This window comes from Superficieibacter sp. HKU1, assembly GCF_029319185.1.
In the GTDB taxonomy this organism is placed as follows: Bacteria; Pseudomonadota; Gammaproteobacteria; order Enterobacterales; family Enterobacteriaceae; genus Superficieibacter.
This window is the reverse complement of the sequence record NZ_CP119754.1, coordinates 4,117,643-4,144,283: the sequence shown is the minus strand read 5'-3', so window position 1 is coordinate 4,144,283 and position 26,641 is coordinate 4,117,643. Positions and strand designations below refer to the sequence as shown.

At 52.4% G+C, this 26,641-nt stretch carries 26 protein-coding genes and 1 other RNA gene; 15 read left to right on the top strand and 12 right to left on the bottom strand.

The window, feature by feature from the left end; genetic code table 11:
* Window positions 1-8: 8 nt before the first annotated feature.
* On the bottom strand, window positions 9-863 hold the full coding sequence (locus P0H77_RS19710) for a tagatose bisphosphate family class II aldolase (protein WP_276158897.1): 855 nt from the start codon (window positions 861-863) through the stop codon (window positions 9-11).
* Between the two features lie 338 nt (window positions 864-1,201).
* Between P0H77_RS19710 and P0H77_RS19705 the strand changes: the two genes are divergently transcribed.
* The gene (locus P0H77_RS19705) at window positions 1,202-2,035 is read left to right on the top strand and encodes a DeoR/GlpR family DNA-binding transcription regulator (RefSeq protein WP_276158896.1); all 834 of its coding nucleotides are present in this window, start codon (window positions 1,202-1,204) and stop codon (window positions 2,033-2,035) included.
* A 10-nt stretch (window positions 2,036-2,045) separates the two neighbouring features.
* Window positions 2,046-3,002, top strand: coding sequence for a sugar kinase (locus P0H77_RS19700; RefSeq protein WP_276158895.1), 957 nt, complete (start codon window positions 2,046-2,048; stop codon window positions 3,000-3,002).
* Between the two features lie 105 nt (window positions 3,003-3,107).
* On the opposite strand, the gene garD is transcribed toward P0H77_RS19700, so the two are convergent.
* Entirely contained in the window at window positions 3,108-4,679 is a 1,572-nt protein-coding gene (gene garD, locus P0H77_RS19695; protein WP_276158894.1) for a galactarate dehydratase, read from the bottom strand.
* 408 nt (window positions 4,680-5,087) lie between these two features.
* On the opposite strand from garD, the gene P0H77_RS19690 reads away from it, so the two are divergent.
* From P0H77_RS19690 to tdcG, 11 genes are all read left to right on the top strand, one after another.
* Window positions 5,088-6,419 carry an MFS transporter gene (locus P0H77_RS19690; RefSeq protein WP_276158893.1) on the top strand — a complete coding sequence of 444 codons (1,332 nt, stop codon included), beginning with the start codon at window positions 5,088-5,090 and terminating at the stop codon, window positions 6,417-6,419.
* 28 nt (window positions 6,420-6,447) lie between these two features.
* Complete coding sequence (gene garL, locus P0H77_RS19685) at window positions 6,448-7,218, top strand: 2-dehydro-3-deoxyglucarate aldolase (protein ID WP_276158892.1); 771 nt, start codon at window positions 6,448-6,450, stop codon at window positions 7,216-7,218.
* A gap of 27 nt (window positions 7,219-7,245) precedes the next feature.
* Window positions 7,246-8,136 carry a 2-hydroxy-3-oxopropionate reductase gene (gene garR / locus P0H77_RS19680; protein WP_194207031.1) on the top strand — a complete coding sequence of 297 codons (891 nt, stop codon included), beginning with the start codon at window positions 7,246-7,248 and terminating at the stop codon, window positions 8,134-8,136.
* Between the two features lie 104 nt (window positions 8,137-8,240).
* Window positions 8,241-9,386, top strand: coding sequence for a glycerate 2-kinase (gene garK, locus P0H77_RS19675; protein ID WP_276158891.1), 1,146 nt, complete (start codon window positions 8,241-8,243; stop codon window positions 9,384-9,386).
* Between the two features lie 32 nt (window positions 9,387-9,418).
* Window positions 9,419-9,796, top strand: an RNA gene (gene rnpB / locus P0H77_RS19670) — RNase P RNA component class A.
* A gap of 623 nt (window positions 9,797-10,419) precedes the next feature.
* Entirely contained in the window at window positions 10,420-11,355 is a 936-nt protein-coding gene (gene tdcA / locus P0H77_RS19665; RefSeq protein WP_276165182.1) for a transcriptional regulator TdcA, read from the top strand.
* A 96-nt stretch (window positions 11,356-11,451) separates the two neighbouring features.
* Window positions 11,452-12,441 (top strand): bifunctional threonine ammonia-lyase/L-serine ammonia-lyase TdcB, encoded by a 990-nt coding sequence (tdcB, locus tag P0H77_RS19660; RefSeq protein ID WP_276158890.1) that lies wholly within the window; start codon window positions 11,452-11,454, stop codon window positions 12,439-12,441.
* 22 nt (window positions 12,442-12,463) lie between these two features.
* Window positions 12,464-13,795, top strand: a complete 1,332-nt coding sequence (tdcC, locus tag P0H77_RS19655) for a threonine/serine transporter TdcC (RefSeq protein WP_276158889.1) — start codon at window positions 12,464-12,466, stop codon at window positions 13,793-13,795.
* 30 nt (window positions 13,796-13,825) lie between these two features.
* The gene (tdcD, locus tag P0H77_RS19650; protein WP_276158888.1) at window positions 13,826-15,034 is read left to right on the top strand and encodes a propionate kinase; all 1,209 of its coding nucleotides are present in this window, start codon (window positions 13,826-13,828) and stop codon (window positions 15,032-15,034) included.
* 25 nt (window positions 15,035-15,059) lie between these two features.
* The gene (gene pflB / locus P0H77_RS19645) at window positions 15,060-17,354 is read left to right on the top strand and encodes a formate C-acetyltransferase (RefSeq protein ID WP_276158887.1); all 2,295 of its coding nucleotides are present in this window, start codon (window positions 15,060-15,062) and stop codon (window positions 17,352-17,354) included.
* 157 nt (window positions 17,355-17,511) lie between these two features.
* On the top strand, window positions 17,512-18,876 hold the full coding sequence (gene tdcG, locus P0H77_RS19640; RefSeq protein WP_276158886.1) for an L-serine ammonia-lyase: 1,365 nt from the start codon (window positions 17,512-17,514) through the stop codon (window positions 18,874-18,876).
* A 36-nt stretch (window positions 18,877-18,912) separates the two neighbouring features.
* Here tdcG and P0H77_RS19635 read toward each other — a convergent pair whose 3' ends face one another.
* Together P0H77_RS19635 and P0H77_RS19630 are read right to left on the bottom strand one after the other, a co-directional pair.
* Window positions 18,913-19,098, bottom strand: coding sequence for a hypothetical protein (locus P0H77_RS19635; protein WP_276158885.1), 186 nt, complete (start codon window positions 19,096-19,098; stop codon window positions 18,913-18,915).
* Window positions 19,099-19,123: 25 nt separating this feature from the next.
* Complete coding sequence (locus P0H77_RS19630) at window positions 19,124-19,825, bottom strand: pirin family protein (RefSeq protein ID WP_276158884.1); 702 nt, start codon at window positions 19,823-19,825, stop codon at window positions 19,124-19,126.
* A gap of 105 nt (window positions 19,826-19,930) precedes the next feature.
* On the opposite strand from P0H77_RS19630, the gene P0H77_RS19625 reads away from it, so the two are divergent.
* Entirely contained in the window at window positions 19,931-20,827 is an 897-nt protein-coding gene (locus P0H77_RS19625) for a LysR family transcriptional regulator (protein WP_276158883.1), read from the top strand.
* 65 nt (window positions 20,828-20,892) lie between these two features.
* Here the strand turns inward: P0H77_RS19625 and P0H77_RS19620 are convergent, their stop codons facing one another.
* Both P0H77_RS19620 and P0H77_RS19615 read right to left on the bottom strand, forming a co-directional pair.
* On the bottom strand, window positions 20,893-21,249 hold the full coding sequence (locus P0H77_RS19620) for a DUF805 domain-containing protein (RefSeq protein ID WP_276158882.1): 357 nt from the start codon (window positions 21,247-21,249) through the stop codon (window positions 20,893-20,895).
* Between the two features lie 206 nt (window positions 21,250-21,455).
* Complete coding sequence (locus tag P0H77_RS19615) at window positions 21,456-21,824, bottom strand: DUF805 domain-containing protein (RefSeq protein WP_276158881.1); 369 nt, start codon at window positions 21,822-21,824, stop codon at window positions 21,456-21,458.
* Between the two features lie 360 nt (window positions 21,825-22,184).
* On the opposite strand from P0H77_RS19615, the gene yiaK reads away from it, so the two are divergent.
* On the top strand, window positions 22,185-23,201 hold the full coding sequence (gene yiaK / locus P0H77_RS19610) for a 3-dehydro-L-gulonate 2-dehydrogenase (RefSeq protein WP_276158880.1): 1,017 nt from the start codon (window positions 22,185-22,187) through the stop codon (window positions 23,199-23,201).
* Between the two features lie 43 nt (window positions 23,202-23,244).
* On the opposite strand, the gene P0H77_RS19605 is transcribed toward yiaK, so the two are convergent.
* The 6 genes from P0H77_RS19605 to P0H77_RS19580 all read right to left on the bottom strand — a co-directional run bounded on the left by P0H77_RS19605 (window position 23,245) and on the right by P0H77_RS19580 (window position 26,491).
* Window positions 23,245-24,231 (bottom strand): glutathione S-transferase family protein, encoded by a 987-nt coding sequence (locus tag P0H77_RS19605; protein WP_276158879.1) that lies wholly within the window; start codon window positions 24,229-24,231, stop codon window positions 23,245-23,247.
* A gap of 237 nt (window positions 24,232-24,468) precedes the next feature.
* Window positions 24,469-24,861, bottom strand: coding sequence for a DoxX family protein (locus P0H77_RS19600; RefSeq protein WP_176919883.1), 393 nt, complete (start codon window positions 24,859-24,861; stop codon window positions 24,469-24,471).
* Between the two features lie 221 nt (window positions 24,862-25,082).
* A complete protein-coding gene (locus P0H77_RS19595; protein WP_176919884.1) occupies window positions 25,083-25,379 on the bottom strand; it encodes a YqjK-like family protein in 297 nt (98 codons plus the stop codon).
* The gene (locus P0H77_RS19590) at window positions 25,376-25,774 is read right to left on the bottom strand and encodes a phage holin family protein (RefSeq protein ID WP_276158878.1); all 399 of its coding nucleotides are present in this window, start codon (window positions 25,772-25,774) and stop codon (window positions 25,376-25,378) included. Before P0H77_RS19590 ends, P0H77_RS19595 begins: the two co-directional genes overlap by 4 nt.
* A 2-nt stretch (window positions 25,775-25,776) precedes the next feature.
* On the bottom strand, window positions 25,777-26,082 hold the full coding sequence (locus tag P0H77_RS19585; protein ID WP_276158877.1) for a YqjD family protein: 306 nt from the start codon (window positions 26,080-26,082) through the stop codon (window positions 25,777-25,779).
* Window positions 26,083-26,122: 40 nt separating this feature from the next.
* Window positions 26,123-26,491 carry a DUF1090 domain-containing protein gene (locus P0H77_RS19580; protein ID WP_276158876.1) on the bottom strand — a complete coding sequence of 123 codons (369 nt, stop codon included), beginning with the start codon at window positions 26,489-26,491 and terminating at the stop codon, window positions 26,123-26,125.
* Window positions 26,492-26,641: the final 150 nt, after the last annotated feature.

Genomic DNA, 26,641 nt, shown 5'->3' with positions numbered 1-26,641 from the left:
ACGGCTCCTTACAGTTGTCCTTCACAACCACAGACATGAATAACCTTACGCACTACCTCTTTCATCGCTACTTTCGCAGGCTGCATATAATGGCGCGGATCGTTGGCTTTTGGATGTTGTATAAAATAGGTTTTAAGTGCGTCGGAGAAGGCAATTTTCAACTCTGTCGCAACGTTGACTTTGCAGATACCGAGGTCGATGGCTTTGCGAATGTCATGTTCGGGCAGGCCTGAAGCACCGTGCAGAACCAGTGGCACATCTACGCGTGCGCGAATTTCTGCCAGCCGCTCAAAATCGAGTTTAGGCTCGGCGGTATAGAGCCCGTGCGCAGTACCAATCGCGACCGCTAAAGAGTCAATACCGGTGCGTGTGACAAACTCGTGTGCCTGTTCGGGATGGGTATACAGCGCATCTTTACCCTCAACGACCAGATCATCTTCTACACCGCCCAGACGACCAAGTTCAGCTTCAACGCTGGCATCATAACGATGACAAAAATCGACTACCTCTTTCACCACTCTGACATTCTCTTCGAAAGCATAATGGGAGCCGTCGATCATTACAGAACGTACACCCGCGAATACTTTTGCTTCGATATCGTTCAAAACCTCATGGTGATCCAGATGGATTGCCAGCGGCAGGTTATGTTCGCGTGCCAGATCGGCAGCGATTGCCACGATATTCCCCTTACCGGCATAGCTAAAGGTGCCGGGCGTGCCAGCGACGATCAAAGGCGATCGCATTTCTGTCGCCGTTTCGACGACCACCTGCAGTGTTTCAAGGTTGTGGATGTTAAATGCAGGGACAGCATAGCCTTTACGCTGTGCTTTCAAGAGCATGTTTTTACTGGAAATGATGAACATAAACTACTCCGCCAGTTGTCTTTCATAATTAAAGTTAAAAATGGTTTTTAACATTCATTTTGAAAGTAATGTAATGATCATCGTGCGTCATTGATGTGATCTGAAGCACGAAACGGCAATGTTTTTTACAAAAAGAAAGTAATAGTTTGACATGTTGTTTTATTTTATAAGTTAATGTTTGCAGTCGGAACCCCAGTAATCTATTGATATTACTGGCAAGTGACGGGTTATCCTTCTGTTAATGACCGACATAGAATTGACATCACCCTATGGAAATTTAAAAATGAAAGTTAACGAGCGGGAGTGGCTCCCGACAATCCAGCTAAAAAGGGTATGTTGTGGCAAAACCTTCGACCAGCCTGTTGAAACGACGTCTGGACATTGCCGAAATCGTTCGCAAAAACGGTGAGATCAAAGTGGATGATTTGGCTGAAATGCTGGCGGTTTCGGGCGTGACGATCCGTAACGATCTCAATTATCTGGAACAGCAGGGCTACCTGAAGCGATCTTTTGGCGGGGCGATTTATACCGCGCAGCCTGTCAACCCGTCCGTTCACCCGGACGCTAAAAGGAGCGAGAGACTTGATAATGCGAGCGAACTTGAGCTGGCGAAACATGTCGCCCGGCTAATCGCTGATGAGGACCAGCTTTTTCTCGGTGCAGGCAACGTGTTACGTAAGGCAATCCCTTTTATGGCCGGGTATCGGGATTTGCGTCTGATGGTGAACGATCTGGGACATGTGGCGTCAGCACGAGACTATCTTGATGGGGAGATAGCCTTATTGGGTGGCGTTCTTGATGAGTCGGGTCAGCATCTGGAAGGTGAAATGGCGTGTCGCTCACTACAGCAATTTCAGCCGTCCTGTAGTGTGCTGATGATCGACCATATTAGTGATGATGGCACGCTTAATGTCGCCAGTGAATCGGCTGCTACTTTGCTTCAGGAAAGCCTCATGCAGAGTGTGCGTAGCATTGTGGTTATTGCCCGGCGTCCCATCGTTGGCGTGGCCCGTTATGCAGTCGGTAAGCTTAGCGAGATTAATGCTGTGGTAACGCCGCAAATCGTGGCGGCTGAATATCATTCGCGGTTTCTGGCGGTGGGGCTGACCAATAGCTACACCAATAATAAATGCCTGACCTGGATAAACCCCGCCCTGAATTTGACGAGGTAAAGGACGACGCATGAACATCACTATTGCGACACTTGGCGAACTGCTGGTCGAGTTTTTAGCGAAGAAAGAAAATCAGGGATTTTTGGCTCCCGGTGAGTTTTGGGGACCTTATCCCAGTGGGGCACCTGCCATTTTTGCCGATCAGGTTGCTAAGCTTGGCTTTCCGGTTTTGCTGTTCAGTTGCGTTGGTAACGACGCCTTTGGTGAGATGAATATCGCCCGACTGAAGCGGGATGGCGTCAATGTTCAGGGGATTTCCGTGCTACCTCATGCCAATACGGGTAGCGCCTTTGTCAGTTATCGCACGCAGGCGCAACGGGATTTCATTTTCAATATGCCTAACAGCGCCTGTGGGCAACTGAATGCCGATCATCTGGATGAAACGCTGCTGCGCCAGTGTAACCATTTCCACATTATGGGCTCCTCGCTTTTTTCGTTTCGTCTGATTGATGCCGTTCGTAAAGCGATTGGTATCGTTAAAGAGAATCAAGGGTCAATCTCCTTCGATCCGAATATTCGTAAAGAAATGCTGAACATCCGCGAGATGTCGCAGGCGTTTGAATATATTCTCGATTACACAGACTTTTTCCTGCCAAGTGACGGTGAACTGGATTATTTTGGTTTGAATAAATCGGGTGATGAGGGAGAAATCGTTGAGCGTCTACTTAAGCGCGGCATTAAGCATGTCATTGTCAAACGTGGCCCCCAGGGGGCCAGTTATTATGCGCAACATGAGCAGCATCACGTGGCAGGGTATCCGGTAGAGGTTGTTGATCCCACCGGTGCCGGGGATTGCTTCGGCGCAACGTTTGTCAGCCTGTTCCTGGCAGGTTACAGCGTGCCGGACGCCCTGGCTTATGCAAATGCCAGTGGTTCGCTGGCAATATCTCATCGTGGGCCAATGGAGGGAACCTCAACTCTTGCGGAAATTGAAGCCTTGATGGCCCAGCGCTGCCGTTCTGTTTAGTCACTGCCGTTCCTGTTCATGCGGCATGCTGATGGTAAGTTTGTCAGCCATAAAAAACCCCGGCAGGTCTCCCTGCCAGGGTTAGCATTTAGCATGATGGGGTTATCACGTCACCGGAGCCGGGTTAAACACCGCCAGCTGATTATGTAAGCCCCACTGATCCGAGAAGGTTTTTTTCCGGCCGCTGGCCACGTCCAGAATGAAGTGGAACAGCTTCCAGCCCACATCCTCGATGGTCTCTTCGCCGGTAGCGATGGTGCCTGCGTTGATATCCATCAGGTCATACCAACGGTTTGCCAGTTCGGTGCGGGTAGCCATTTTAATTACCGGTACCGCCACCAGTCCGTAAGGTGTCCCGCGACCGGTGGTGAAGACCTGTACGGTGATCCCGGAGGCGACCTGTTGAGTACCGCAGACGAAATCGCTGGCGGGGGTTGCCGCGTAAATCAGGCCGCGTTTTGTCGGGCGCTGGCCGGGTGACAGCACTTCGGAAATCGCGCTTTTACCGGACTTGGCAATTGAGCCAAGCGCTTTTTCCACCACGTTTGCCAGACCACCTTTTTTGTTCCCCGGAGACGGGTTGGCGCTGCGGTCGGTTTTACCCATATCGAGATAATTATCGTACCAGGCCATCTCTTCGAGCAGACGTTTGCCCACCTCTTCATTGATAGCACGCGGCGTTAACAGGTGGATCGCATCGCGGACTTCGGTGACTTCTGAGAACATCACCGTCCCGCCACAGCGGATCAGCAGGTCAGAAGCGTAACCGACCGCCGGGTTTGCGGTGACGCCGGAGAAGGCGTCGCTGCCGCCGCACTGCATACCGACCACCAGTTCAGACGCCGGGCAGGTCTCGCGCTGGCGCTGGTTAAGTTTTTGCAGATGGCGCTCGGCGACCAGCAGAATATCGTCAACCATTGATTTAAAGCCGACGTGATGCTCATCCTGCAAACGAACAATACTGGCATCATCAACCGCAATCGCTTTGACGTCTTCCGTTCCCTGTAACAGGCGCTCCGGCTGGAGTTTTTCACAGCCGAGGCCGACCACCATCACTTCGCCGCCAAAGTTCGGGTTCAGGGCAATATTGTGGATCGTCCGAATCGGGATAATCGCCGCGGGTGCGTTGATCGCCACACCGCAGCCGTAAAGGTGGTTAAGGCCAACCACGCCATCCACGTTCGGGTATTTCGGCAGCAGGTCGCGCTCAATGATTTTAACGACGTAATCCACCACCCCCGCCACGCAGTGAACGCTGGTGGTGATGCCGAGCAGGTTTTTGGTGCCGACGCTGCCGTCCGGATTGCGGTAGCCTTCGAAGGTATAGCCTTCCAGCGGCGGTAGCGGTTCCGGTACTTTGGTTGCCAGCGGCAGCGTGTTCAGCGGCGGCGCTTTCGGCAGCTCGACGGTGGATTCATCGATCCAGCTGCCTTTCGCCACGTCGCGCACCGCATAGCCGATGACTTCACCGTAGCGAATGATTTCGCCGTGGACGGGAATATCCACCAGCGCTACTTTATGTCCCTGTGGAATATGTTCAATGAGTTCCAGCCCATTGGGGAAACGGGTGCCCGCTTTCAAACCGTTATCATTGACAATAATCGCCACGTTATCGGTATCGTGCACTTTAATATAGAACGCCGAAGGCGACTGCTGTCTAATTTCGATGTCGGCCATTGTCCAGTATTCTCCAGCAAATGTAGATAATAAAAAACGGTAAACTGAGCGTTTTAGAAAAAGGATAAAAGATAAAACCTCAATATTATGACATTAAGAATGCACTGACTTTTAAATTAAGAATGTGATCCAGATCACTCATTACCGCGATGGGGCGCGGCACAAGGCGGGCAATGAGTAAATCTGTGCATTAGCGCCCAGGAGTATGTGCATATGCCATAAAAATTTGGTTAATCAAATCCGTTAATTAGTCAAACACCCAATGTGTATTTAGAGATGCCTGATTATACTAATTGCCAATTACATTGTGTCTGATCTGTTTATTGAGGTGCCTGCATCAATAAATAATCAGTTATCTCACCTGATAAAAATAAATAAACAGGTGGCTCCGTACCCGAGGATAAATTAATGTCGCTGGATACTGCTATTACCTCTAAAAAAAGTATACCCACTCGCTATATAATACTGCTGATTATCTTCATCGTGACAGCAGTTAACTATGCGGACCGTGCAACGCTGTCGATTGCCGGGACTGAAGTCGCGAAAGAATTAAATCTTAGCGCTATCTCAATGGGCTACATCTTCTCCGCATTCGGCTGGGCTTACCTGCTAATGCAAATCCCCGGCGGCTGGCTGCTGGATAAATTCGGATCGAAGAAAGTCTACACCTACAGTCTGTTCTTCTGGTCGCTGTTTACATTCCTGCAAGGCTTTGTCGATATGTTCCCGCTGGCCTGGGCCGGAATGTCCATGTTTGTCATGCGCTTTATGCTGGGCTTCTCCGAAGCGCCGTCCTTCCCGGCTAACGCCCGTATCGTAGCGGCGTGGTTCCCGACCAAAGAGCGCGGTACGGCCTCAGCGCTGTTTAATGCGGCCCAGTACTTCTCGCTGGCAATTTTCTCGCCGCTGCTTGGCTGGCTGGTCTTCGCGTGGGGCTGGGAACATGTCTTTACCGTGATGGGGGCGATTGGCTTTGTGCTGACCGGAGTGTGGGTGAAGTTCATTCATAACCCGACTGACCATCCACGTATGTCTGCTCAGGAACTGGATTACATTACGAAAGGCGGCGCGGTGGTTGATATGGACCACAAAAAGCCCGGCGTAACGACTTCCGGCCCGAAACTGCACTACATCAAACAGCTACTGACTAACCGGATGATGCTGGGCGTGTTTTTTGGTCAGTACTTTATTAACACCATTACCTGGTTCTTCCTCACCTGGTTCCCGATTTACCTGGTGCAGGATAAAGGCATGTCGATTCTGAAAGTGGGTCTGGTGGCATCGATTCCGGCACTGTGCGGCTTCGCCGGTGGCGTGCTGGGCGGCGTTTTCTCCGATCACCTTATCAAGCGCGGCTCCACCATTACCCTGGCGCGTAAATTACCGATTGTGCTGGGAATGCTGCTGGCATCAACGATTATTCTTTGCAATTACACCAATAATACCACTCTGGTGGTGGCACTGATGGCGCTGGCCTTCTTTGGTAAAGGCTTTGGGGCGCTGGGATGGCCGGTTATCTCCGATACCGCGCCGAAAGAAATTGTTGGCTTGTGTGGTGGCGTGTTCAACGTGTTTGGTAACGTGGCCTCTATTGTCACCCCGCTGGTCATTGGTTACCTGGTGAGCGAGTTGCACTCATTCAACGCTGCGCTGATCTTCGTAGGCTGTTCAGCACTGATGGCGATGGTCTGCTACCTGTTTATTGTTGGCGACATCAAGCGCATGGAACTGCAGAAATAATTCACGGTTACGTTACAAGGTATAGACGATGAATAACGATATTTTCCCGAACAAATTCAAAGCTGCGCTGGCCGCGCAGCAGGTTCAGATTGGCTGCTGGTCCGCGCTGGCAAGCCCTATCAGCACCGAAGTGCTGGGTCTGGCCGGGTTTGACTGGCTGGTTCTGGATGGCGAACATGCGCCAAACGATATCTCCACCTTCATTCCCCAACTGATGGCGCTGAAGGGCAGCACCAGCGCTTCGGTGGTCCGCGTACCGACCAACGAGCCGGTGATCATCAAACGCTTACTGGATATCGGGTTCTATAACTTCCTGATCCCGTTTGTAGAGTCGCAGGAAGAAGCGGCGCTGGCGGTGGCTTCTACCCGTTATCCGCCGGAAGGTATTCGCGGCGTGTCCGTCTCGCACCGTGCCAACATGTTTGGCACCGTGCCGGATTACTTCGCGCAGTCTAATAAGAACATCACCATCATTGTGCAGATTGAAAGCCAGCAGGGCGTGGATAACGTTGATGCCATCGCTGCGACGGACGGTGTGGACGGTATCTTCGTCGGACCCAGCGATTTAGCCGCTGCGCTGGGCCATCTTGGCAATGCCTCTCACCCTGACGTTCAGCAGTGCATTAAGCAGATTTTTGCCAGCGCGAAAGCCCACGGCAAACCGTGCGGCATCCTGGCACCGGTTGATGCTGATGCGCGTCGCTATCTGGAAATGGGTGCCACCTTTGTTGCCGTTGGCAGCGATTTGGGCGTCTTCCGCGGCGCAACGCAGAAATTAGCTGATTCCTTTAAGAAATAACCACCACCGAAAGAAGAGGGAGCAATTATGACCATTAAAGTAGGTTTCATTGGCCTGGGCATCATGGGCAAACCAATGAGCAAAAACCTCATTAAAGCCGGTTACTCGCTGGTGGTTTCTGACCGTAATCCTGAAGCCGTCGCTGAACTGGTGGCTGCAGGCGCAGAAACCGCTACCACGGCTAAAGCTATCGCCGAACAGTGCGACGTGATCATTACCATGCTGCCGAACTCCCCGCACGTCAAAGACGTCGCGCTGGGTGAAGGCGGCATCATTGAAGGCGCGAAAGCCGGTACCGTTCTGATCGACATGAGTTCTATCGCGCCGCTGGCGAGCCGTGAAATCAGCGATGCGCTGAAGGCAAAAGGCGTGGATATGCTGGATGCGCCGGTCAGCGGCGGCGAACCGAAAGCCATCGACGGCACCTTGTCCGTAATGGTTGGCGGCGACAAAGCGATTTTCGATAAATACTACGATCTGATGAAAGCGATGGCCGGATCGGTGGTTCACACGGGTGATATTGGCGCAGGCAACGTGACCAAGCTGGCAAACCAGGTGATCGTGGCGCTGAATATTGCCGCCATGTCCGAAGCGCTGACCCTGGCAACCAAAGCAGGCGTGAACCCGGACCTGGTGTATCAGGCGATTCGCGGCGGTCTGGCGGGCAGCACCGTGCTGGACGCGAAAGCGCCGATGGTGATGGATCGTAACTTCAAACCGGGTTTCCGCATCGATCTGCACATTAAAGATTTGGCTAACGCGCTGGATACCTCTCACGGCGTGGGCGCACAGCTGCCGCTGACCGCCGCGGTTATGGAAATGATGCAGGCGCTGCGTGCCGACGGTCACGGTAACGACGACCATAGCGCCATCGCGTGCTACTACGAAAAACTGGCGAAAGTCGAAGTCTCTCGCTAACAACGTATTGCCCGGCGGCGCATGTTGCCGGGCCGACAGAATACGCCTTTGTAGGCCGGAAAGATCACTATTCTCCGGCGTTGCGTGGTAACAGGCTACTCACTATGAAAATCGTAATCGCCCCAGACTCTTATAAAGAAAGCCTTTCTGCCAGCGAGGTAGCTCAGGCGATAGAAAAAGGATTTCGGGAAATCTTTCCTGATGCGCAATATGTCTCTGTTCCGGTCGCTGATGGAGGGGAAGGGACGGTTGAAGCGATGATCGCCGCAACGCAGGGTACAGAATATACCGCGCAGGTTACCGGACCGTTAGGCGAGCCCGTTAACGCCTGCTGGGGGATCTCCGGCGACGGTAAGACCGCGTTTATCGAAATGGCGGCGGCCAGCGGACTGGCGCTGGTTCCTCCTTCACAGCGCAACCCGCTGGTGACAACCTCCCGCGGCACCGGCGAGCTGATTTTGCAGGCGCTGGAGCACGGCGCGAGAAATATTATTATCGGCATTGGCGGCAGTGCGACCAATGACGGCGGCGCGGGCATGGTACAGGCGCTGGGCGCGAAACTTTGCGATGCGAACGGCACGGATATCGGCAACGGCGGCGGCAGTCTAATCGGTCTTAATTCCATTGATATTACGCAACTGGACCCTCGCCTGCGCGAATGTACGATCCGTGTGGCCTGCGACGTGACCAATCCGCTAACGGGCGAAAAAGGGGCATCACGGGTATTCGGGCCGCAAAAAGGCGCGACCGAAGAATTGATCGTTGAACTGGATCGCAACCTCGACCATTACGCGGAGGTGATCAAAAAATCCCTGCGCATTGATGTCAAACAGGTCCCCGGTGCTGGCGCGGCGGGCGGTATGGGCGCAGCGCTGATGGCGTTCCTCGGCGCGGAGCTGCGCAGCGGGATTGAAATCGTCACACAGGCGCTTAATCTCGAAGAACACATTCACGACTGTACGTGGGTGGTGACAGGCGAGGGCCGGATCGACAGCCAAAGCATTAACGGTAAAGTGCCGGTCGGCGTGGCGCAGGTCGCTAAAAAATACCACAAGCCGGTGATTGGCATTGCCGGTAGCCTGACCAACGATGTCGGTATTGTCCATCAATACGGTATTGATGCCGTTTTCAGCGTGCTGACCAGCATCAGTACGCTTGAGGAAGCGTTCAGGGGGGCATTCGATAATATTTATCGCGCTTCCCGCAACATTGCCGCGACGCTGCAGGTGGGAATGTTGACCGAAAGGTGACAGCAGGGTGGAAACACTCTATACTGCGCGCCGAAGCTGACCAGACAGTCGCCGCTTCGTCGCCGTCCTCCTTCGGGGGAGACGGGCGGAGGGGAGGAAAGTCCGGGCTCCATAGGGCAGGGTGCCAGGTAACGCCTGGGGGGGAAACCCACGACCAGTGCAACAGAGAGCAAACCGCCGATGGCCCGCGCAAGCGGGATCAGGTAAGGGTGAAAGGGTGCGGTAAGAGCGCACCGCGCGGCTGGTAACAGTTCGCGGCACGGTAAACTCCACCCGGAGCAAGGCCAAATAGGGGTTCACAAGGTACGGCCCGTACTGAACCCGGGTAGGCTGCTTGAGCCAGTGAGCGATTGCTGGCCTAGATGAATGACTGTCCACGACAGAACCCGGCTTATCGGTCAGCTTCAACCATTCAGTAAAACGCCCGCAGGAGCAATCCGGCGGGCGTTTTGCTTTGTGCTCGCGACAGGATGAATGACTGTCCACTCCGCTCTCTATGAAAAGAACGCGGCTTATCGGTCAGCGATGTAGGCGGGGTAAGGCGAAGCCGCCACCCGGCAACCAGTGTAAAGCGCCACCCATAATGTAATTAAAATGTTTAATTTTAATTAAATAAAATGATAATTATTATTGCGTCCGTGAATACGCTCACGTCCCAAAATGTGATCTATTACGATTTTATCGCCGAATAACCAGATTTAAATAATATTTTTGATTATTTAAATTTTATTTTATATGCACCTGTGAAAGACGCAATTAATTAGTTGAAATATAATCCAGTTGGCTCATTTATTTGTACTCTACCATAAATTAGTTATCGCCATAAAATATTTTCATCTTAGCTTTTTTTATTGATAAAAATCAGATAAAAGTCAGATTTTATTCATTTAACATATTGATTTTTAATGACTTTAAAATTAAATCATACATTAGAAATAGTAATCCAATACTATTTTGTGAGTAACAGCACATATCATCCATGACATAATTACGTACACTTAGCCGCAAGATGTTACGAGATGAGTTAAGCATGATGGAAACATTTACCCTACCGAAAACACAACACCTCGTCGTATTTCAGGAGGTTATTCGCAGCGGCTCAATTGGTTCTGCGGCAAAACAGTTAGGATTAACTCAACCAGCAGTAAGTAAAATTATTAGCGAAATAGAAACCTACTTTGGCATGGAATTAATCGTACGTAAAAACACCGGCGTGACGTTAACCAGTGCCGGACAGGTTGTGCTGACCTACTCGGAATCCATCACCAGGGAAATGAAAAACATGGTCAGCGAGATGAACAGCATGAGCAGTAGCGGCGTAGCCGATGTCTCGTTCGGCTTCCCGTCGCTGATTGGTTTTACCATCATGTCCAGCATGATCCAGACATTTCAGCAGACGTTCCCTAAAGCGCAGGTCTGTATGTACGAAGCGCAGCTTTCCTCGTTTCTGCCAGCGCTGCGTGACGGGCGGCTGGATTTTGCCATCGGCACGTTGAGCGATGAAATGAAGCTGCAGGACCTGCACGTAGAGCCGCTGTTCGAATCCGAGTTCCGGCTGGTGGCCAGCACATCACGAACGTGCACCGGCCCCATCACGCTGGGGTCATTGAAAAACGAACGCTGGATCTTGCCTCACACCGATATGGGATATTACAGCGAACTGCTTACCACCTTACAAAATAACGGCATTGATAACGAAAATATTATTAAAACCGATTCTGTCGTTACCATTTATAATCTTGTACTGAATGCAGGTTTCCTGACCGTCATTCCCTGCGACATGATTGCACCCTTCGGTTCAAACCAATTTATTACCCTCACTATTAAAGACATTCTTCCCGTAGCGCGTTATGCGGCAGTATGGTCGAAAAATTATAGATTAAAAAAATCGGCCTCGTTCCTCGTGGAGTTAGCCAAAGAGCACTCCTCTTTTAATTATTCCCGACGACGACAAGCGGATGCGTTATAAAACTTATTATTTCTGATTTAATTTATGACTGAATTTTAGATCTGCCTCATCAGATCGACGGCAATATTATACCTGAATTTATCTCAAGAGGTTATTATGCACATTACCTACGAACTCCCTGTCTCAATTGAAGACGTTCTTGAAGCAAAAAAGCGTCTGGCCGGAAAAATTTATAAAACAGGTATGCCACGCTCCAACTATTTTAGTGAGCGTTGCAAGGGTGAGATCTTTTTAAAATTTGAGAACATGCAACGTACCGGCTCCTTTAAAATTCGCGGCGCGTTTAACAAACTCAGCTCGTTAAGCGATGCGGAACGGCGGAAAGGCGTCGTTGCCTGCTCGGCAGGCAACCATGCCCAGGGCGTTTCACTCTCCTGCGCGATGCTTGGCATTGACGGCAAAGTGGTGATGCCGAAAGGCGCGCCTAAGTCGAAAGTGGCCGCCACCTGCGACTACTCGGCAGAAGTCGTCCTGCACGGTGATAACTTCAACGATACCATTGCTAAAGTCAGCGAAATTGTCGAACTGGAAGGCCGGATATTTATTCCGCCGTATGACGATCCGCAAGTCATTGCCGGACAGGGGACGATTGGTCTGGAAATTATGGAAGATCTGTATGACGTCGATAATGTTATTGTGCCGATTGGTGGCGGTGGACTTATCGCCGGTATTGCCATTGCCATTAAATCCATTAACCCGACGATTAAAATTATCGGCGTGCAGTCCGAAAATGTTCATGGGATGGCCGCCTCTTATTATGCCGGAACAATAACGACCCACCGCACCAGCGGAACCCTGGCGGACGGCTGTGATGTTTCCCGCCCCGGCGCTATTACTTATGAAATCGTTCGCGAGCTGGTCGATGAAATTGTATTAGTTAGCGAAGATGAAATTCGTAATAGCATGGTGGCCTTAATTCAACGTAATAAAGTGATTACCGAAGGCGCAGGTGCCCTGGCCTGTGCCGCATTATTAAGTGGCAAACTTGACAGTTATATTCAGAACAGAAAAACGGTCAGCATTATTTCTGGCGGCAATATCGATCTGTCACGCGTTTCGCAAATTACTGGTTTAGCTGATGCTTAATTACTTTTGCTGAGGATATAACATGAGCACGACTGATAGTCTCGTTACCGGTCAGACAGCCCCCTCGTCATGGCGTAAATCTGACACTACCTGGACCCTCGGATTGTTCGGCACGGCAATTGGTGCCGGGGTTCTCTTCTTCCCGATCCGCGCAGGCTACGGCGGTTTGATCCCGATCCTGTTAATGCTGGTGCTGGCGTACCCTATCGCCTTTTTCTGCCACCGTGCGTTGGCCCGGCTGTGTCTGTCCGGCAGTAATCCGTCAGGTAACATTACCGAGACGGTGGAGGAGCACTTCGGTAAAACCGGCGGCGTGGTTATTACTTTCCTCTATTTCTTCGCCATCTGTCCGCTGCTGTGGATCTACGGCGTGACCATTACCAACACCTTTATGACCTTCTGGGAAAACCAGCTGCAAATGATGCCGTTAAACCGTGGCGTCGTCGCGCTGTTCCTGCTGCTGCTGATGGCGTTCGTGATTTACTTCGGTAAAGATCTGATGGTCAGGGTGATGAGCTTCCTGGTCTTCCCGTTCATCGCCAGCCTGGTGCTGATTTCACTGTCGCTGATCCCGTACTGGAACTCAGCGGTGGTCGATCAGGTTAACCTCAGCGATATTTCGCTCGTCGGCCACGACGGCATTCTGGTCACCGTGTGGCTGGGAATTTCCATCATGGTCTTCTCCTTTAACTTCTCGCCGATTGTCTCGTCGTTCGTGGTGTCAAAACGTGAAGAGTACGAACAGGAATTCGGCAGAGACTTTACCGAGCGCAAATGTTCCAGAATCATCTCCCGCGCCAGTATGCTGATGGTTGCCGTGGTGATGTTCTTTGCCTTTAGCTGCCTGTTTACCCTCTCACCGCAGAATATGGCCGAAGCCAAAACGCAGAACATTCCGGTGCTCTCTTATCTGGCGAACCACTTCGCTTCGCTGTCCGGCACCAAATCAACGTTTGCCACCGTGCTGGAGTATGGCGCGTCGATCATTGCCCTGGTCGCGATTTTCAAATCCTTCTTCGGTCACTATCTCGGCACTCTGGAAGGCTTAAACGGTCTGATCCTCAATTTTGGTTATAAAGGGGATAAAACCAAAGTCTCTACCGGCAAGCTCAATCTGATCAGCATGGTCTTCATCATGGGATCCACCTGGGTGGTGGCCTACGCGAACCCGAACATTCTCGACCTGATTGAAGCGATGGGAGCGCCAATTATTGCCTCCTTGCTCTGCCTGCTGCCGATGTACGCCATTCGTAAAGCGCCATCGCTGACAAAATACCGTGGCAAGCTGGATAATATTTTCGTTACCGCTATTGGCCTGCTGACCATTCTGAATATTGTTTATAAACTTTTTTAATCCGCATATTCAGGATTAACGGAGTCTGAAATGAATGAATTTCCAGTTGTACTGGTGATTAATTGTGGATCGTCATCGGTTAAGTTCTCAGTTCTTGACGCAGCAACCTGTGACGTATTATTGGCAGGGATTGCCGATGGCGTTAATTCCGGGCAGGCTTTTTTATCAGTTAATGGCGGTGAGCCCAAAAAACTCACGCATTATACTTATGAAGGTGCCTTTAAAGCCATTTCCAGTGAACTGGAAACGCGTAATTTAATCTCCAGCGTGGCCTTAATTGGCCACCGGGTTGCTCACGGTGGCGATGTCTTTAAGCACTCGGCAATTATTACCGATAAGGTGATTGAACAAATTCGCCAGGTTTCCTCTCTGGCCCCGCTACATAATTACGCCAATCTGAGTGGAATAACGTCAGCACGGGCGCTGTTTCCCGGCGTGCCGCAGGTAGCAGTATTTGATACCAGTTTTCACCAGACGCTGCCGCCCGACGCGTATCTCTACGGCCTGCCGTGGAAGTATTATGAAGAGCTGGGCGTGCGTCGCTACGGTTTTCACGGCACCTCACATCGTTACGTCTCTCAGCAGGCACACGCGCTGCTGGATCTTAACCCGCGGAGCTCTGGGTTAGTGATTGCTCACTTAGGTAACGGCGCCTCTGTCTGCGCGGTGCGTGACGGGCAAAGTGTCGATACCTCAATGGGAATGACCCCGCTGGAAGGGGTGATGATGGGCACCCGTTGCGGCGACGTCGATTTTGGCGCGATGGTATGGATTGCCGGGCAAACCGGACAAACCCTCAGCGACCTGGAACGGATGGTAAACAGTGAATCCGGCCTGTTGGGGGTTTCCGGCATTTCCTCTGATTTACGGGTGCTGGAAAACGCCTGGCATGAAGGAAATAAGCGAGCGCAGCTGGCGATTAAAATCTTCGTCCACCGTATCGCCCGGCATATTGCCGGACATGCGGCAGCGCTTCATCGTCTGGACGCTATTATTTTCACCGGCGGCATTGGCGAAAATTCAGCGCTTATTCGTCGGCTGGTCATTGAACATCTGAGCGTATTTAACGTTGCGTTAGATCAGGTTAAAAATAAACTGCCCAATGCCTCCGGCGAACGCGTTATTTCGCAAAAAAATTCCTGTGTTCGCTGCGCCGTGATTCCGACCAATGAAGAAAAAATGATTGCCCTGGACGCGCTACGTTTAGCGGAAATTAACGCCGCTGTGGAACATATCTGATTTATTTGTAGAGAGAGTAGTATTCATGAAGGTAAATATCGATATTAACGATATGCATTTTGCCGATGCATGGCGAGATTTTCACGGCGCTGAATGGAAAAGTGAAATTAACGTTCGCGATTTTATTCAGCAAAACTATACGCCTTATGAAGGCGATGAGTCGTTCCTCGCGGAGGCCACGCCGGCTACGTCGGCACTGTGGGAAAAGGTGATGGCGGGTATTCGCATTGAAAACGCCACCCATGCGCCCGTCGATTTTGATACCAACGTGGCGACGACCATTACCGCCCATGACGCGGGATATATTGACCAGACGCTGGAAAAAATTGTCGGCCTGCAAACGGACAAGCCGCTGAAGCGCGCGCTGCATCCTTTCGGCGGCATCAACATGATCAAAAGTTCGTTTGAAGCCTACGGGCGGGAAATGGACGCGGATTTTGAGTACCAGTACACCGCGCTGCGCAAAACCCATAACCAGGGCGTGTTTGATGTTTATTCGCCGGATATGCTGCGCTGTCGTAAATCGGGCGTGCTTACCGGTTTACCGGACGGCTACGGGCGCGGGCGTATTATCGGTGACTACCGCCGCGTGGCGCTGTACGGCATCCGCTATCTGGTGCGCGAGCGCGAACAGCAATTTGCCGATTTACAGGCAAAACTGGAGTGGGGGGACGATCTCGAAGCGACCCTGCGCCAGCGTGAGGAACTGGCAGAGCATCGCCGCGCGCTGCTGCAAATTCAGGAAATGGCCGCGAAGTACGGCTGCGATATTTCCCGCCCGGCCTGTAACGCGCAGGAAGCCGTGCAGTGGCTCTATTTTGCCTATTTGGCGGCGGTAAAATCCCAGAACGGCGGCGCAATGTCGCTGGGGCGTACCGCGACATTCCTCGATATCTATATTGAACGCGATTTGCGTGCCGGAAAGCTGACGGAGCAACAGGCGCAGGAGCTGATCGACCACTTCATTATGAAGATCCGCATGGTCCGTTTCCTGCGTACCCCGGAATTCGATTCGCTGTTTTCCGGCGATCCGATTTGGGCGACGGAAGTGATTGGCGGGATGGGGCTGGATGGCCGCACGCTGGTGACCAAAAACGCGTTCCGCTATTTGCATACCCTGCACACCATGGGACCTGCGCCGGAACCCAATCTGACGATCCTGTGGTCCGAAGCGCTGCCGATTGCCTTTAAGAAATATGCGGCACAGGTATCCATTGTCACCTCATCGCTGCAATACGAAAATGACGATCTGATGCGCACGGATTTCGCCAGCGATGACTACGCTATCGCCTGCTGCGTCAGCCCGATGGTGATCGGCAAGCAGATGCAGTTCTTCGGCGCGCGCGCCAACCTCGCCAAAACGCTGCTGTACGCGATCAACGGCGGCGTCGATGAGAAACTGAAAATCCAGGTCGGGCCAAAAACCGCGCCGCTGCTGGATGAGGTGCTGGATTACGACACGGTGATGCAGAGCCTGGATCATTTCATGGACTGGCTGGCGGTGCAGTACATCAGCGCGCTGAATATCATCCACTTTATGCACGATAAATACAGCTATGAAGCCTCGCTGATGGCGCTGCACGATCGCGACGTCTACCGCACGATGGCCTGCGGTATTGCCGGGCTGTCGGTGGCGGCGGATTCATTGTCGGCTATCAAGTACGCCACGGTAAAACCGGTGCGCGACCATACCGGTCTGGCGGTGGATTTTGTGATTGAAGGCGAGTACCCGCAGTACGGTAATAACGATGAACGCGTAGACAGCATCGCCTGCGATCTGGTCGAGCGCTTTATGAAGAAAATTAAGGTGTTACCGACATATCGTCATGCGGTCCCGACGCAGTCGATCCTGACCATCACCTCTAACGTGGTGTACGGGCAAAAAACCGGCAACACGCCGGATGGACGCCGCGCTGGCACGCCGTTTGCGCCGGGGGCGAATCCGATGCACGGTCGCGATCGGAAAGGCGCCGTCGCCTCGCTGACCTCGGTCGCTAAGCTGCCGTTCACCTACGCTAAAGACGGCATCTCCTACACCTTCTCCATTGTTCCGGCGGCGCTGGGTAAAGATGACGTGGTGCGCAAAACCAACCTGGTAGGGCTGCTCGACGGTTATTTCCATCACGAGGCAAATGTGGAAGGTGGGCAGCATCTTAACGTTAACGTGATGAACCGCGACATGCTGCTGGCGGCAATTGAGCATCCGGAAGCCTATCCCAACCTGACCATCCGCGTGTCCGGGTATGCGGTGCGGTTTAATGCCCTGACCCGCGAACAGCAGCAGGATGTGATCTCTCGTACTTTTACCCAGGCTATTTAACGATGAAAAAGAGTATTGCAATAACACGTGCACCCGGCGCGATCGGCCCCTGCGTACAAGGGATCGATCCGGGCAACACCCTGTAACACGAGCCTGTCGTGGGCTGCGCGTTCCGCCAGCCCACGGTTTTTTCGGTTGTCTCTTTGAGGTACTGAACATGATTAGCGCGTTCGATATTTTTAAACCAGGTATTGGGCCTTCCAGCTCCCATACGGTCGGCCCAATGAATGCCGGTAAGTGTTTTATCGAAGCGCTGGAAGCGCTCGGGCTGGTGACGCAAACGACGCGGCTGGTGGTCGATCTCTACGGTTCGCTTTCTCTGACCGGAAAAGGCCATGCCACGGACACGGCGGTGATCGTGGGGCTGGCGGGTAATCGTCCGCAGAACGTCAATATTGACGCCATCCCTGGGTTTATTCAGCAGGTGATCCAGAGCGGCGTTTTACCGATTGCCGATGGCCTGGCATGCGTTGCATTTTCCCCTGCCGACGACGTCATTTTTCATCCGGAAACCTTGCCCCGCCATGAAAATGGGATGCGTATCAGCGCGTGGCGCGGTGAAGAACCCTTGCTGAGTAAGACGTACTACTCCGTTGGCGGCGGTTTTATTATCGAAGAGGCGGATTTTGGTCAGGATCGTCAGGTTGACGTGCCGATGCCGTTTGCCTTTCGTTCCGCAAGCGAATTACTGACGCTGTGCGAAGCACACGGTTTGTCCATTTCTGGCTTAATGCTGCAAAACGAACTGGCCCTGCGCAGCAAAGATGAGATTGACGCGCAGTGTGTCAGCCTGTGGGAGATGATGTCTGCCGGTATTCAGCGCGGGATAAATACGGAAGGTGTGCTTCCCGGACCGCTAAAAGTGCCGCGTCGTGCGGTCGCATTGCGGCGAATGCTGGTCTCTTCCGATAGTCTTTCCAGCGATCCGATGAACGTCATCGACTGGATCAATATGTTTGCCCTCGCCGTCAGCGAAGAAAATGCGGCGGGTGGGCGCGTCGTGACTGCGCCGACCAACGGGGCCTGCGGGATCGTACCGGCGGTGCTGGCCTACTACGACAAGTTCAGACGTCCGGTTAACGCCGGTTCGATTTCCCGCTACCTGCTTGCCGCCGGAGCCGTCGGAGCGCTGTATAAAATGAATGCGTCTATCTCCGGGGCGGAAGTGGGCTGTCAGGGGGAAATCGGCGTAGCGTGCTCAATGGCGGCGGCGGGACTGGCGGAGCTTCTCGGCGGCAGCCCGGCACAGGTCTGCGTCGCGGCGGAAATCGCCATGGAGCATAACCTCGGGCTGACCTGCGATCCGGTGGCGGGGCAGGTACAGATCCCCTGTATCGAACGTAACGCGATCAATGCGGTAAAAGCCGTGAACGCGGCGCGCATGGCGCTTCGACGTACCAGCGAACCGCGCGTCTCGCTCGATAAGGTGATTGAGACGATGTACGAAACCGGTAAAGATATGAACGTCAAATACCGGGAGACGTCGCGCGGCGGGCTGGCGATTAAAGTGGTGTGTGCATAATGCGTTGTGGCTGCACCGCTGCCGGATAGCGGGAAACTATATCGTCCGGGTTAGCGCCGTGCTGTCCGGGATAACCTCTTCCTCTGCCAGCCTGACTTCGGCGTCCACGACGATAGCTTCCAGTTCGGTTAGCATCTCTTCATAACCAAAGGCCACAGGCACCGCAGGCTGCGTGACGGGAACAGGGGTAATCGCGGGACGTTTTTTTGTTTTTTTGCTCATGGGTTTACTCACTCGCTGAGTGGAACTATACCGGTAAATCTATCAGTAAAGCGCGCAGAGGCGTATCGGCAACCAGCGTTATGTTAGCCTCATCACGAATAAAAGCGCCATCGCCGCAGGTCAGCGTCTGGTTTTCCTGCTGCTGGGTCCGGGCATGGAACGTACCATGAATGGATTGCAGATAGGCGCGCGGTCCGTGGATCTGAAAACTGAGCTGCTCGCCTTTCTCCAGCTCAATATGATGCACCCATACCTGCTGACGCAGTTGCAGACTTTCATTGCTCCCTTCCGGAGACGCCAGCAGTTGTTGTGCGGTGTCGGTCAGGGCGATTTTTTGCAGCGGCGGATTCTCCCGCTCCGGACAGGCATCCAGCCAGAGCTGCATGCGCGTCAGCGACTTATCCTTACTCAGGTTATGCTCGCTGTAACTGACGCCGGGCTGAGTGGCGATCAGCAGCGCGTCACCGGCTTTTGCCTGAATATGGCTGCCTTCGCTGTCGCGGTATTCCGCCGTGCCTTCCAGAATAAGATTAAGAATATCCACTTTTGGGTAGGTGCGCGGCTGGAAAGACGCGCCAGGGGCCAGTACTTCCTGGTTCAGTACGCGCAGGGAAGCGTAACCCAACAGTTTCGGGTCGAAGTAGTGTCCAAAAGAAAAGGTGTAGCGGGCCTGTAGCCATCCGAAATCTGCCTGCCCACATTGTTTAGCGGTTCGGGTAGTAATCATAATTCTTGACCTCTCTTTACACTGAACTCATGTTAAAGCGATGGACGCTTCAATGTAAGCCAGATATTCTGCCCGGTATGTTCAAATTTCCTGAACGAGAGCGAAATGGCTAAAGATAGAGCACTCACCCTGGAAGCCCTGCGCGTTATGGACGCTATCGACCGACGCGGCAGCTTTGCCGCTGCCGCCGATGAGCTGGGACGCGTGCCTTCTGCCCTGAGCTACACCATGCAAAAGCTGGAAGAAGAACTGGATGTGATCCTGTTCGACCGTTCCGGCCACCGTACCAAATTTACCAACGTCGGGCGAATGCTCCTCGAGCGTGGCCGCGTCCTGCTGGAAGCCGCTGACAAGCTGACGACCGATGCCGAAGCGCTGGCCCGCGGCTGGGAAACGCATCTGACGCTGGTCACTGAAGCCCTGGTGCCCACTCAGGACATTTTCCCGCTGGTGGAAAAGCTGGCGACAAAATCTACTACCCAACTCTCGATTATTACCGAGGTGCTGGCGGGAGCGTGGGAACGCCTCGAGCAGGGGCGAGCGGATATTGTTATCGCACCGGATATGCATTTCCGCTCCTCGTCTGAAATTAATTCCCGCAAACTGTATAAAGTGCTGAACGTGTACGTTGCCGCGCCGGATCATCCTATCCACCGCGAACCTGAGCCGCTCTCCGAAGTCACCCGCGTGAAGTATCGCGGCGTGGCCGTGGCCGATACCGCGCGCGAACGCCCGGTCTTAACCGTTCAGCTTCTTGATAAGCAGCCGCGCCTGACGGTCAGCTCAATTGAAGATAAACGCCAGGCATTATTAGCCGGGCTGGGCGTCGCCACGATGCCCTATGCGCTGGTGGAGCAGGATATTGCCGAAGGCCGTCTGCGTGTGGTCAGCCCGGAATATACCAGCGAAATTGATATTATTATGGCCTGGCGGCGCGACAGCATGGGCGAGGCTAAAGCCTGGTGCCTGCGTGAAATTCCGAAGTTATTTATGGGACGCTAGCGTGGCGGTAATATAAGACTGTTCCACAGACAATAAAAAGGGCATCAATGATGCCCTTTTTATTATTAATTATTTACGCTGTATTTCGGATCATTACCGAAGCGGTTAGTACCAGAAGTGCCTGCTTTGCATAAAAATACGATCATTGCAATGACTCCAAAGGGGACTAAGCAAATTAACATCCACCAGCCAGAGCGTTCAGTATCATGCAGGCGACGTGCAGTTACAGCAAGGTTAGGCAGCAAGGTAGCTATTGTATAAATGATCGTTAGCCAGGGAATTTGCATGCCCACCAGCATTTGGATTAAGTTTATTATTGCACCGATAATACCGCTAATTAATATAAACATCCAATATTCCTGACGTCGTGCACGTCCGGAAAAACCAACATAGTTCTTTAAAACTCCAATATACCAATTCATATCAACTACCCTGTACAATGAAAATTGTATTGAAGTGTATTCTTCTTTTATGCGATAAACATCGCTTAAAAATATTTTTAGGAAAATATAAAGGTTTTGATAATTATAATAAATATTACGAGTACAACTCATTAGTTGGTGCTATTTAATGTGTATAAAATACCCGTGCAATTTAAAAGGCTCCTCCTGATGGAGGAGCCGGGCCATTACCATGAATTAAGCTTAGGATCGGGTCCGAAACGATTATCGCCTTTAGTACCGTCCTGGCAGTTGAAAATCAGCATGACCAGCCAGCCGACGACCGGGATCAGCAGTAATAGCAGCCACCAGGCCGAACGGTCGGTGTCGTGCAGACGACGAAATTGTAGCGCCCATCCGGGAATAAATATCAGCACGCCGTAAATTGTGGTCAGGACGCCTTCACCGCTGGAGTGCTGCCAGCCGAACAGCTTATCCAGCACGCCCAGCACAAAGGTCAGGATGATGTTGACCAGCACGAACATCCAGTACTCTTTACGGCGCGCCCGGCCGCCAAAACCAATGTAGTTCTTTAGCGCTTTAAGATACCAATCCATTTCAACCTCAATCAGCTATCAATCATTTGTTTTATAAGCATTAATATAATATTAATCGCTTTTATGTAAATGGTGAAATTATTTAGCTGAATGATGTATTGAGGTCAGTTCCACTACTATGGGAGCAGTCCGAAGTGGGGGCTTTTACTGCCGGTAAGTGGCGATAAGGTGAAAATCACCGTAAGTCATTGTTGACTTCCTGAGCGCTAAATTTGTGAGGCAGAACGTACTTTTACCTCCATATACTTGTATGGTAGATGGTCCAGCGGTAGCCTTATCTTATCAGGCAGAACCTGTTGCCGTAATGAATCGCCTTGCGCCAGCATGGTGATAAATCCCCTGGTAATAAAAGGATCCCACATGCCATTAGTTCCCTTCAATGAAATGAAACAGACCGTTAACCAGGCATTCCTCAACGCTGGCCTCAATGAGGCGCAGGCCGATACCTGTGCGCAAATTCATACTGAAACCAGCTGCGACGGGATTTTCTCGCACGGGCTAAATCGGGTAGCCCGATTTGTCGATTACGTGCGAAAAGGCTGGATCGATATCAATGCTGAGCCAGTGCTGGTGAAATCGTCGGGGAGCTTTGAAATTTATGATGGTCAGCGCGGGCCGGGTATTACCAACGCGTTATTTGCCGTTGACCGGGCAATGGCGCTGGCGACTGAACAGGGTATAGGGCTGGTTGGCCTGCGCAATACCACCCACTGGATGCGCGGCGGCACCTACGGCTGGCGGGCGGCGAATAAGGGATTTGCTGCCTTATGCTGGACCAATACCGAGTCCTGTATGCCTGCCTGGGGAGCGAAAAATACCCGTCTGGGAAATAACCCTTATGTCATGGCCGTACCAATGAAAGAAGGGGCGCTCATTCTGGATATGGCAATGTCGCAATATGCCTACGGTAAGCTACAGGTCACACGTCTGAAAGGCGAAAAATTGCCGTTTCCGGGAGGCTTTGACAAAGACGGTAATCTGACCGACGAGCCAGGCCCGATTGAAGAGTCCATGCGCATCCTGCCGACCGGCTACTGGAAAGGCTCAGGCATGGCGATCGTACTTGATGCGATGGCGGCTTTCCTGACGGCGGGCGCATCCACCAATGAGATTGATAAAATTCAGCAGGGAAGCTGCACCGGGGCCAGTCAGGTCTTTATGGTGTTTAATCCCGAACACTTCGGCGGCAAAGAATTCAGCGAGAACATGGCCGCCAGTATTGCTGAATACGTTAAATCCTCAGAGCCTGCGGAAGGCAGCGACGAGGTTTTCTATCCGGGAGAAAGGGAAGTGAGCCGTCGTGCCCGCCATCGTGCGGAAGGCATTCCGGCGGATGACAGCGTATGGGCTGAAGTGCAGGCGCTGGTGCAACGCTGAAGGGCGCGCGCGGCGAGCGTCATTCGCCGCGCGGCTGGCCGGGTTAAGCAAAGCGACTATCGCGGCCGTGGGGTTCATCCAGATCCTGCCATGGCCCGATGGAGATAATTCCCGTCGGGTTAACCGTTTTATGGCTGCGATAATAGTGATTACGGATGTGGGCAAAGTTAACGGTTTCGGCAATGCCGGGCGTCTGGTACAGATCGCGCAGAAAGCCGTGAAGATTGAGAAAATCGCTAATCCGATGCTTATCGCATTTAAAATGGGTGACGTAGACAGGATCAAAGCGGATCAGCGTGGTCCATAAACGGATGTCGGCTTCGGTCAGGCGATCCCCGGTCAGATATCGATGTTGTCCCAGGATCTGCTCCAGACGGGCCAGTGCCGCAAAGACCTTTTCCACCGCCTCGTCATAAGCCTGCTGGCTGGTGGCAAATCCTGCTTTATACACCCCGTTATTCAGATCGTCATAGATCCAGCCGTTCAGCTCGTCGATTTTCTCGCGTAGTTCAGCAGGATAGTAATCGCCTGCTTTGGCCCCCAGCGCGTCAAAGGCCGTATTGAACATGCGGATAATTTCTGACGATTCGTTACTGACGATGGTCTGGTTTTTTTTATCCCACAGGATCGGGATCGTAACGCGACCGGTGTAGTGTGGATCGGCGTGCAGATAAAGCTGATAAAGAAAATCATGGTGATAGAGCTGGTCGCCGGTGGCATCCGGAAAATCATCGCCGAAGGTCCAGCCATTTTCCAGCATCAGCGGGTGAACGACGGAGACCGGGAGAAAGGGTTCCAGCCCTTTTAATTTGCGCACGATCAGCGTGCGATGCGCCCACGGACAGGCGAGGGAAACATACAGGTGGTAACGATCTTTTTCCGCAGCGAAACCGCCTTCTCCGGAGGGACCCGGCGCACCGTCAGCGGTTAGCCAGTTACGGTAAGCGGATGCGGAACGTTTAAATTTACCGCCTGTGGATTTGGTATCGTACCAGGTATCCTGCCAGACACCGTCTACAAGTTGTCCCATCTTTTCCTCCGTTATAAAGCCGGTTTGCGCAGGTTGATAAACGCCATCAAGCTGGCGTCCGGTGCGTAAAAATGCCCGGCGGCGCTTCGCTTGCGCGGGCCTACACGCAACCTGCCACTCTGACGCGCAACGCGTTAAAAACGTAGGCCGGGTAAGCGAAGCGCCACCCGGCATTATTACGCCACAGGACTTAACGTTAGTCGCCAGCCCTTAAGTCTTCATTCCAGTATAGAGCGCTTACCACTTTTTATTCAGCAGGCGGTCGATACTGAACGCGCCCGGACCGGTGATAGCCAGCAGCAGGAAGCCGCCTGCGATGGTCAGGTTTTTCATAAACATCAGCGAGTTCACGCCTTCAGCGAAGTTACTGTGAAAAATAAACGCCGTCAGCAGCGTAAAACCAGCGGTAAACAGGGCCGTGGTGCGGGTCAGGAAACCGAACAGGATAGCCAGACCGCCGCCAAACTCCAGCAGGATAGTCAGCGGCAGCAGGAACCCTGGTACGCCCATCGCTTCCATATATTGCTGAGTCCCGGCATAACCGGTAATTTTGCCCCATCCTGCGGTGATAAACAGAATTGGCATCAGAATTCTTGCTACCAGCACGCCAACATCTTCTAATTTTTTCATTTTTCTCTCCCGAAAGCCTTATTTTTTCAATAGTGTTATTAGCCAGCAATAGAGGCGCTTGCCACCGGTTTGCTGTCGATAGAGAGAATCATAAGCGGGAGTGATAATGATTGTTAGCAAGGAAAGCTGTCAATCTTCTTCAAAAAATATGAGCAATAGAGACTGAATAAAAAAGCCCGCGTGCGTTGCCGCAGGCGAGCTTGACAGACAAGAGTAACGGATTAACGCAGGCGCTGGTTGCGGATCGTCGTTTGCACGAGACGCCATGCGCTCCAGATACCGAAGCCACGTTTCCCCCAGCGTACTAAGAAACTGGGGTTACGTACGCTCCAGATGGCCATCACGCTGCTGCCTACCAGCGCCCAGGCGCGAAGGTTAAGCAGCGTGTTCCAGCCACGGTCGTAGCCTCCGGTCACTTCCAGCCAGTCGCGGCGGCTGGAGGATAAGTCCAGCCGTTGCTGTTGGATCTGACTGAGCAGCCAGGCTTTACGCTGTTCGCGTTCCTGCTTACTACTCAAGACTTATCCTCCTCCAGCAAGGAACGGTCGTTAGCCAGTTCCTGACGGGTATGGCGTAAGAATGTGGTGCGACGCGCTTTAACCAGCGTCCATATCCCTCCGCCTATTGCCAGCAGCAACAGAACGGCGGTGGTACCTATCATCACATTCAACCGATATTGCGGATCGACAGCCCAGATGATCAGCACCATCAGACTCATCAGGCCAAAGGCGGCAAAAAGCATTGTCAGTCCCAGCATCAGTAGCAGCTGAAAGAGATTCGCTTTCTCTTCTTCCAGTTCTACCACCGCCAGCCTCAGCCGCGTTTCCACCATCTCAACGATGATCGAGACGATCCGCTGCCCGATTCCCAGCACGCTTTTTCCGGGCCCCTGTGCTTGACGATAATCAGCCATAATTATCGACGCGCCAGCAGAACACCCAGCACCACCCCAATGGCAGCACCGATGCCTACGCTCGCCCACGGATTTTCACGCACGTACTCATCGGTACGCTCTGCCGCGACGCGGGTCTGTTTTGCCAGCGCGTCGCCAGTCTCGCCCAGGCTCTTACGGCTGTCTTTCAGCGCGCGTTCTGCTTTGCTGCGCAGCTTGCTCATTTCTTCTTTGGATTTGTCGCTGGAAGAACTTAGTACTTCTTCCAGAGTATCCGTAAGGGATTTCAACTCAGCGCGCAGATGATCGGTATTGTTGTCTTTAGACATAGATGTTCTCTCCAGGTGAGTAAGTTAAATTTCCGTAAACTCAATAATCCCGTGATTCCAGCGCTTTCAGTTCGTCCTGCGCTTCCTTGAGTTTATTTTCGCGTTTCGTTACTTTTTCCGCATCGCCTTTCTGTCTGGCCTCCTTCAGATCCTCTTGTCGTTCAGCCACTTCTTCTTTCTGATCGGCAATTTTCTTCTGATGGTCGGCGCGTAACTGACTGTCGCTACAGTTTGCTTTAACTTCGCTCAGGGCTTTCTTCAGGCCGGTAATACGACTCTGATTGTTATGCTTTTGGGCGTAGCTAATTTCACGCTGTATATCCTGTTCCTTTTCCTGACAAGGCGTCTGTGCCCAGGCACCTGCACTGATGGATAAAAGAGCAAAAGCGGTAACGATGCGGTATTTCATAAATGAAAGCTTCCATAATGTTGCGGCGCATAGGGACTGTGCCTGCGCGTCCAGGCCAAAAATGATGTGATTGCCTTGCGCATACTTAAGAATAGTAAGTAAACGAGAAATCACCAAAATAAGTTAAAAGATTCAGAAAGGTGGAAGAAA

Bases quoted from the DNA above. Each gene is read 5' to 3' on its own strand.
- P0H77_RS19700 (WP_276158895.1), top strand. From the start codon at position 2,046: ATGAACATCACTATTGCGACACTTGGCGAACTGCTGGTCGAGTTTTTA.
- tdcC (WP_276158889.1), top strand. From the start codon at position 12,464: ATGAGCACGACTGATAGTCTCGTTACCGGTCAGACAGCCCCCTCGTCA.
- tdcA (WP_276165182.1), top strand. From the start codon at position 10,420: ATGGAAACATTTACCCTACCGAAAACACAACACCTCGTCGTATTTCAG.
- P0H77_RS19630 (WP_276158884.1), bottom strand. From the start codon at position 19,825: ATGATTACTACCCGAACCGCTAAACAATGTGGGCAGGCAGATTTCGGA.
- tdcG (WP_276158886.1), top strand. From the start codon at position 17,512: ATGATTAGCGCGTTCGATATTTTTAAACCAGGTATTGGGCCTTCCAGC.
- P0H77_RS19625 (WP_276158883.1), top strand. From the start codon at position 19,931: ATGGCTAAAGATAGAGCACTCACCCTGGAAGCCCTGCGCGTTATGGAC.
- P0H77_RS19600 (WP_176919883.1), bottom strand. From the start codon at position 24,861: ATGAAAAAATTAGAAGATGTTGGCGTGCTGGTAGCAAGAATTCTGATG.
- garK (WP_276158891.1), top strand. From the start codon at position 8,241: ATGAAAATCGTAATCGCCCCAGACTCTTATAAAGAAAGCCTTTCTGCC.
- tdcB (WP_276158890.1), top strand. From the start codon at position 11,452: ATGCACATTACCTACGAACTCCCTGTCTCAATTGAAGACGTTCTTGAA.
- garR (WP_194207031.1), top strand. From the start codon at position 7,246: ATGACCATTAAAGTAGGTTTCATTGGCCTGGGCATCATGGGCAAACCA.
- tdcD (WP_276158888.1), top strand. From the start codon at position 13,826: ATGAATGAATTTCCAGTTGTACTGGTGATTAATTGTGGATCGTCATCG.
- P0H77_RS19635 (WP_276158885.1), bottom strand. From the start codon at position 19,098: ATGAGCAAAAAAACAAAAAAACGTCCCGCGATTACCCCTGTTCCCGTC.
- P0H77_RS19690 (WP_276158893.1), top strand. From the start codon at position 5,088: ATGTCGCTGGATACTGCTATTACCTCTAAAAAAAGTATACCCACTCGC.
- P0H77_RS19590 (WP_276158878.1), bottom strand. From the start codon at position 25,774: ATGGCTGATTATCGTCAAGCACAGGGGCCCGGAAAAAGCGTGCTGGGA.
- garD (WP_276158894.1), bottom strand. From the start codon at position 4,679: ATGGCCGACATCGAAATTAGACAGCAGTCGCCTTCGGCGTTCTATATT.
- P0H77_RS19585 (WP_276158877.1), bottom strand. From the start codon at position 26,082: ATGTCTAAAGACAACAATACCGATCATCTGCGCGCTGAGTTGAAATCC.
- garL (WP_276158892.1), top strand. From the start codon at position 6,448: ATGAATAACGATATTTTCCCGAACAAATTCAAAGCTGCGCTGGCCGCG.
- P0H77_RS19605 (WP_276158879.1), bottom strand. From the start codon at position 24,231: ATGGGACAACTTGTAGACGGTGTCTGGCAGGATACCTGGTACGATACC.
- P0H77_RS19620 (WP_276158882.1), bottom strand. From the start codon at position 21,249: ATGAATTGGTATATTGGAGTTTTAAAGAACTATGTTGGTTTTTCCGGA.
- P0H77_RS19710 (WP_276158897.1), bottom strand. From the start codon at position 863: ATGTTCATCATTTCCAGTAAAAACATGCTCTTGAAAGCACAGCGTAAA.
- yiaK (WP_276158880.1), top strand. From the start codon at position 22,185: ATGCCATTAGTTCCCTTCAATGAAATGAAACAGACCGTTAACCAGGCA.
- P0H77_RS19580 (WP_276158876.1), bottom strand. From the start codon at position 26,491: ATGAAATACCGCATCGTTACCGCTTTTGCTCTTTTATCCATCAGTGCA.
- pflB (WP_276158887.1), top strand. From the start codon at position 15,060: ATGAAGGTAAATATCGATATTAACGATATGCATTTTGCCGATGCATGG.
- P0H77_RS19615 (WP_276158881.1), bottom strand. From the start codon at position 21,824: ATGGATTGGTATCTTAAAGCGCTAAAGAACTACATTGGTTTTGGCGGC.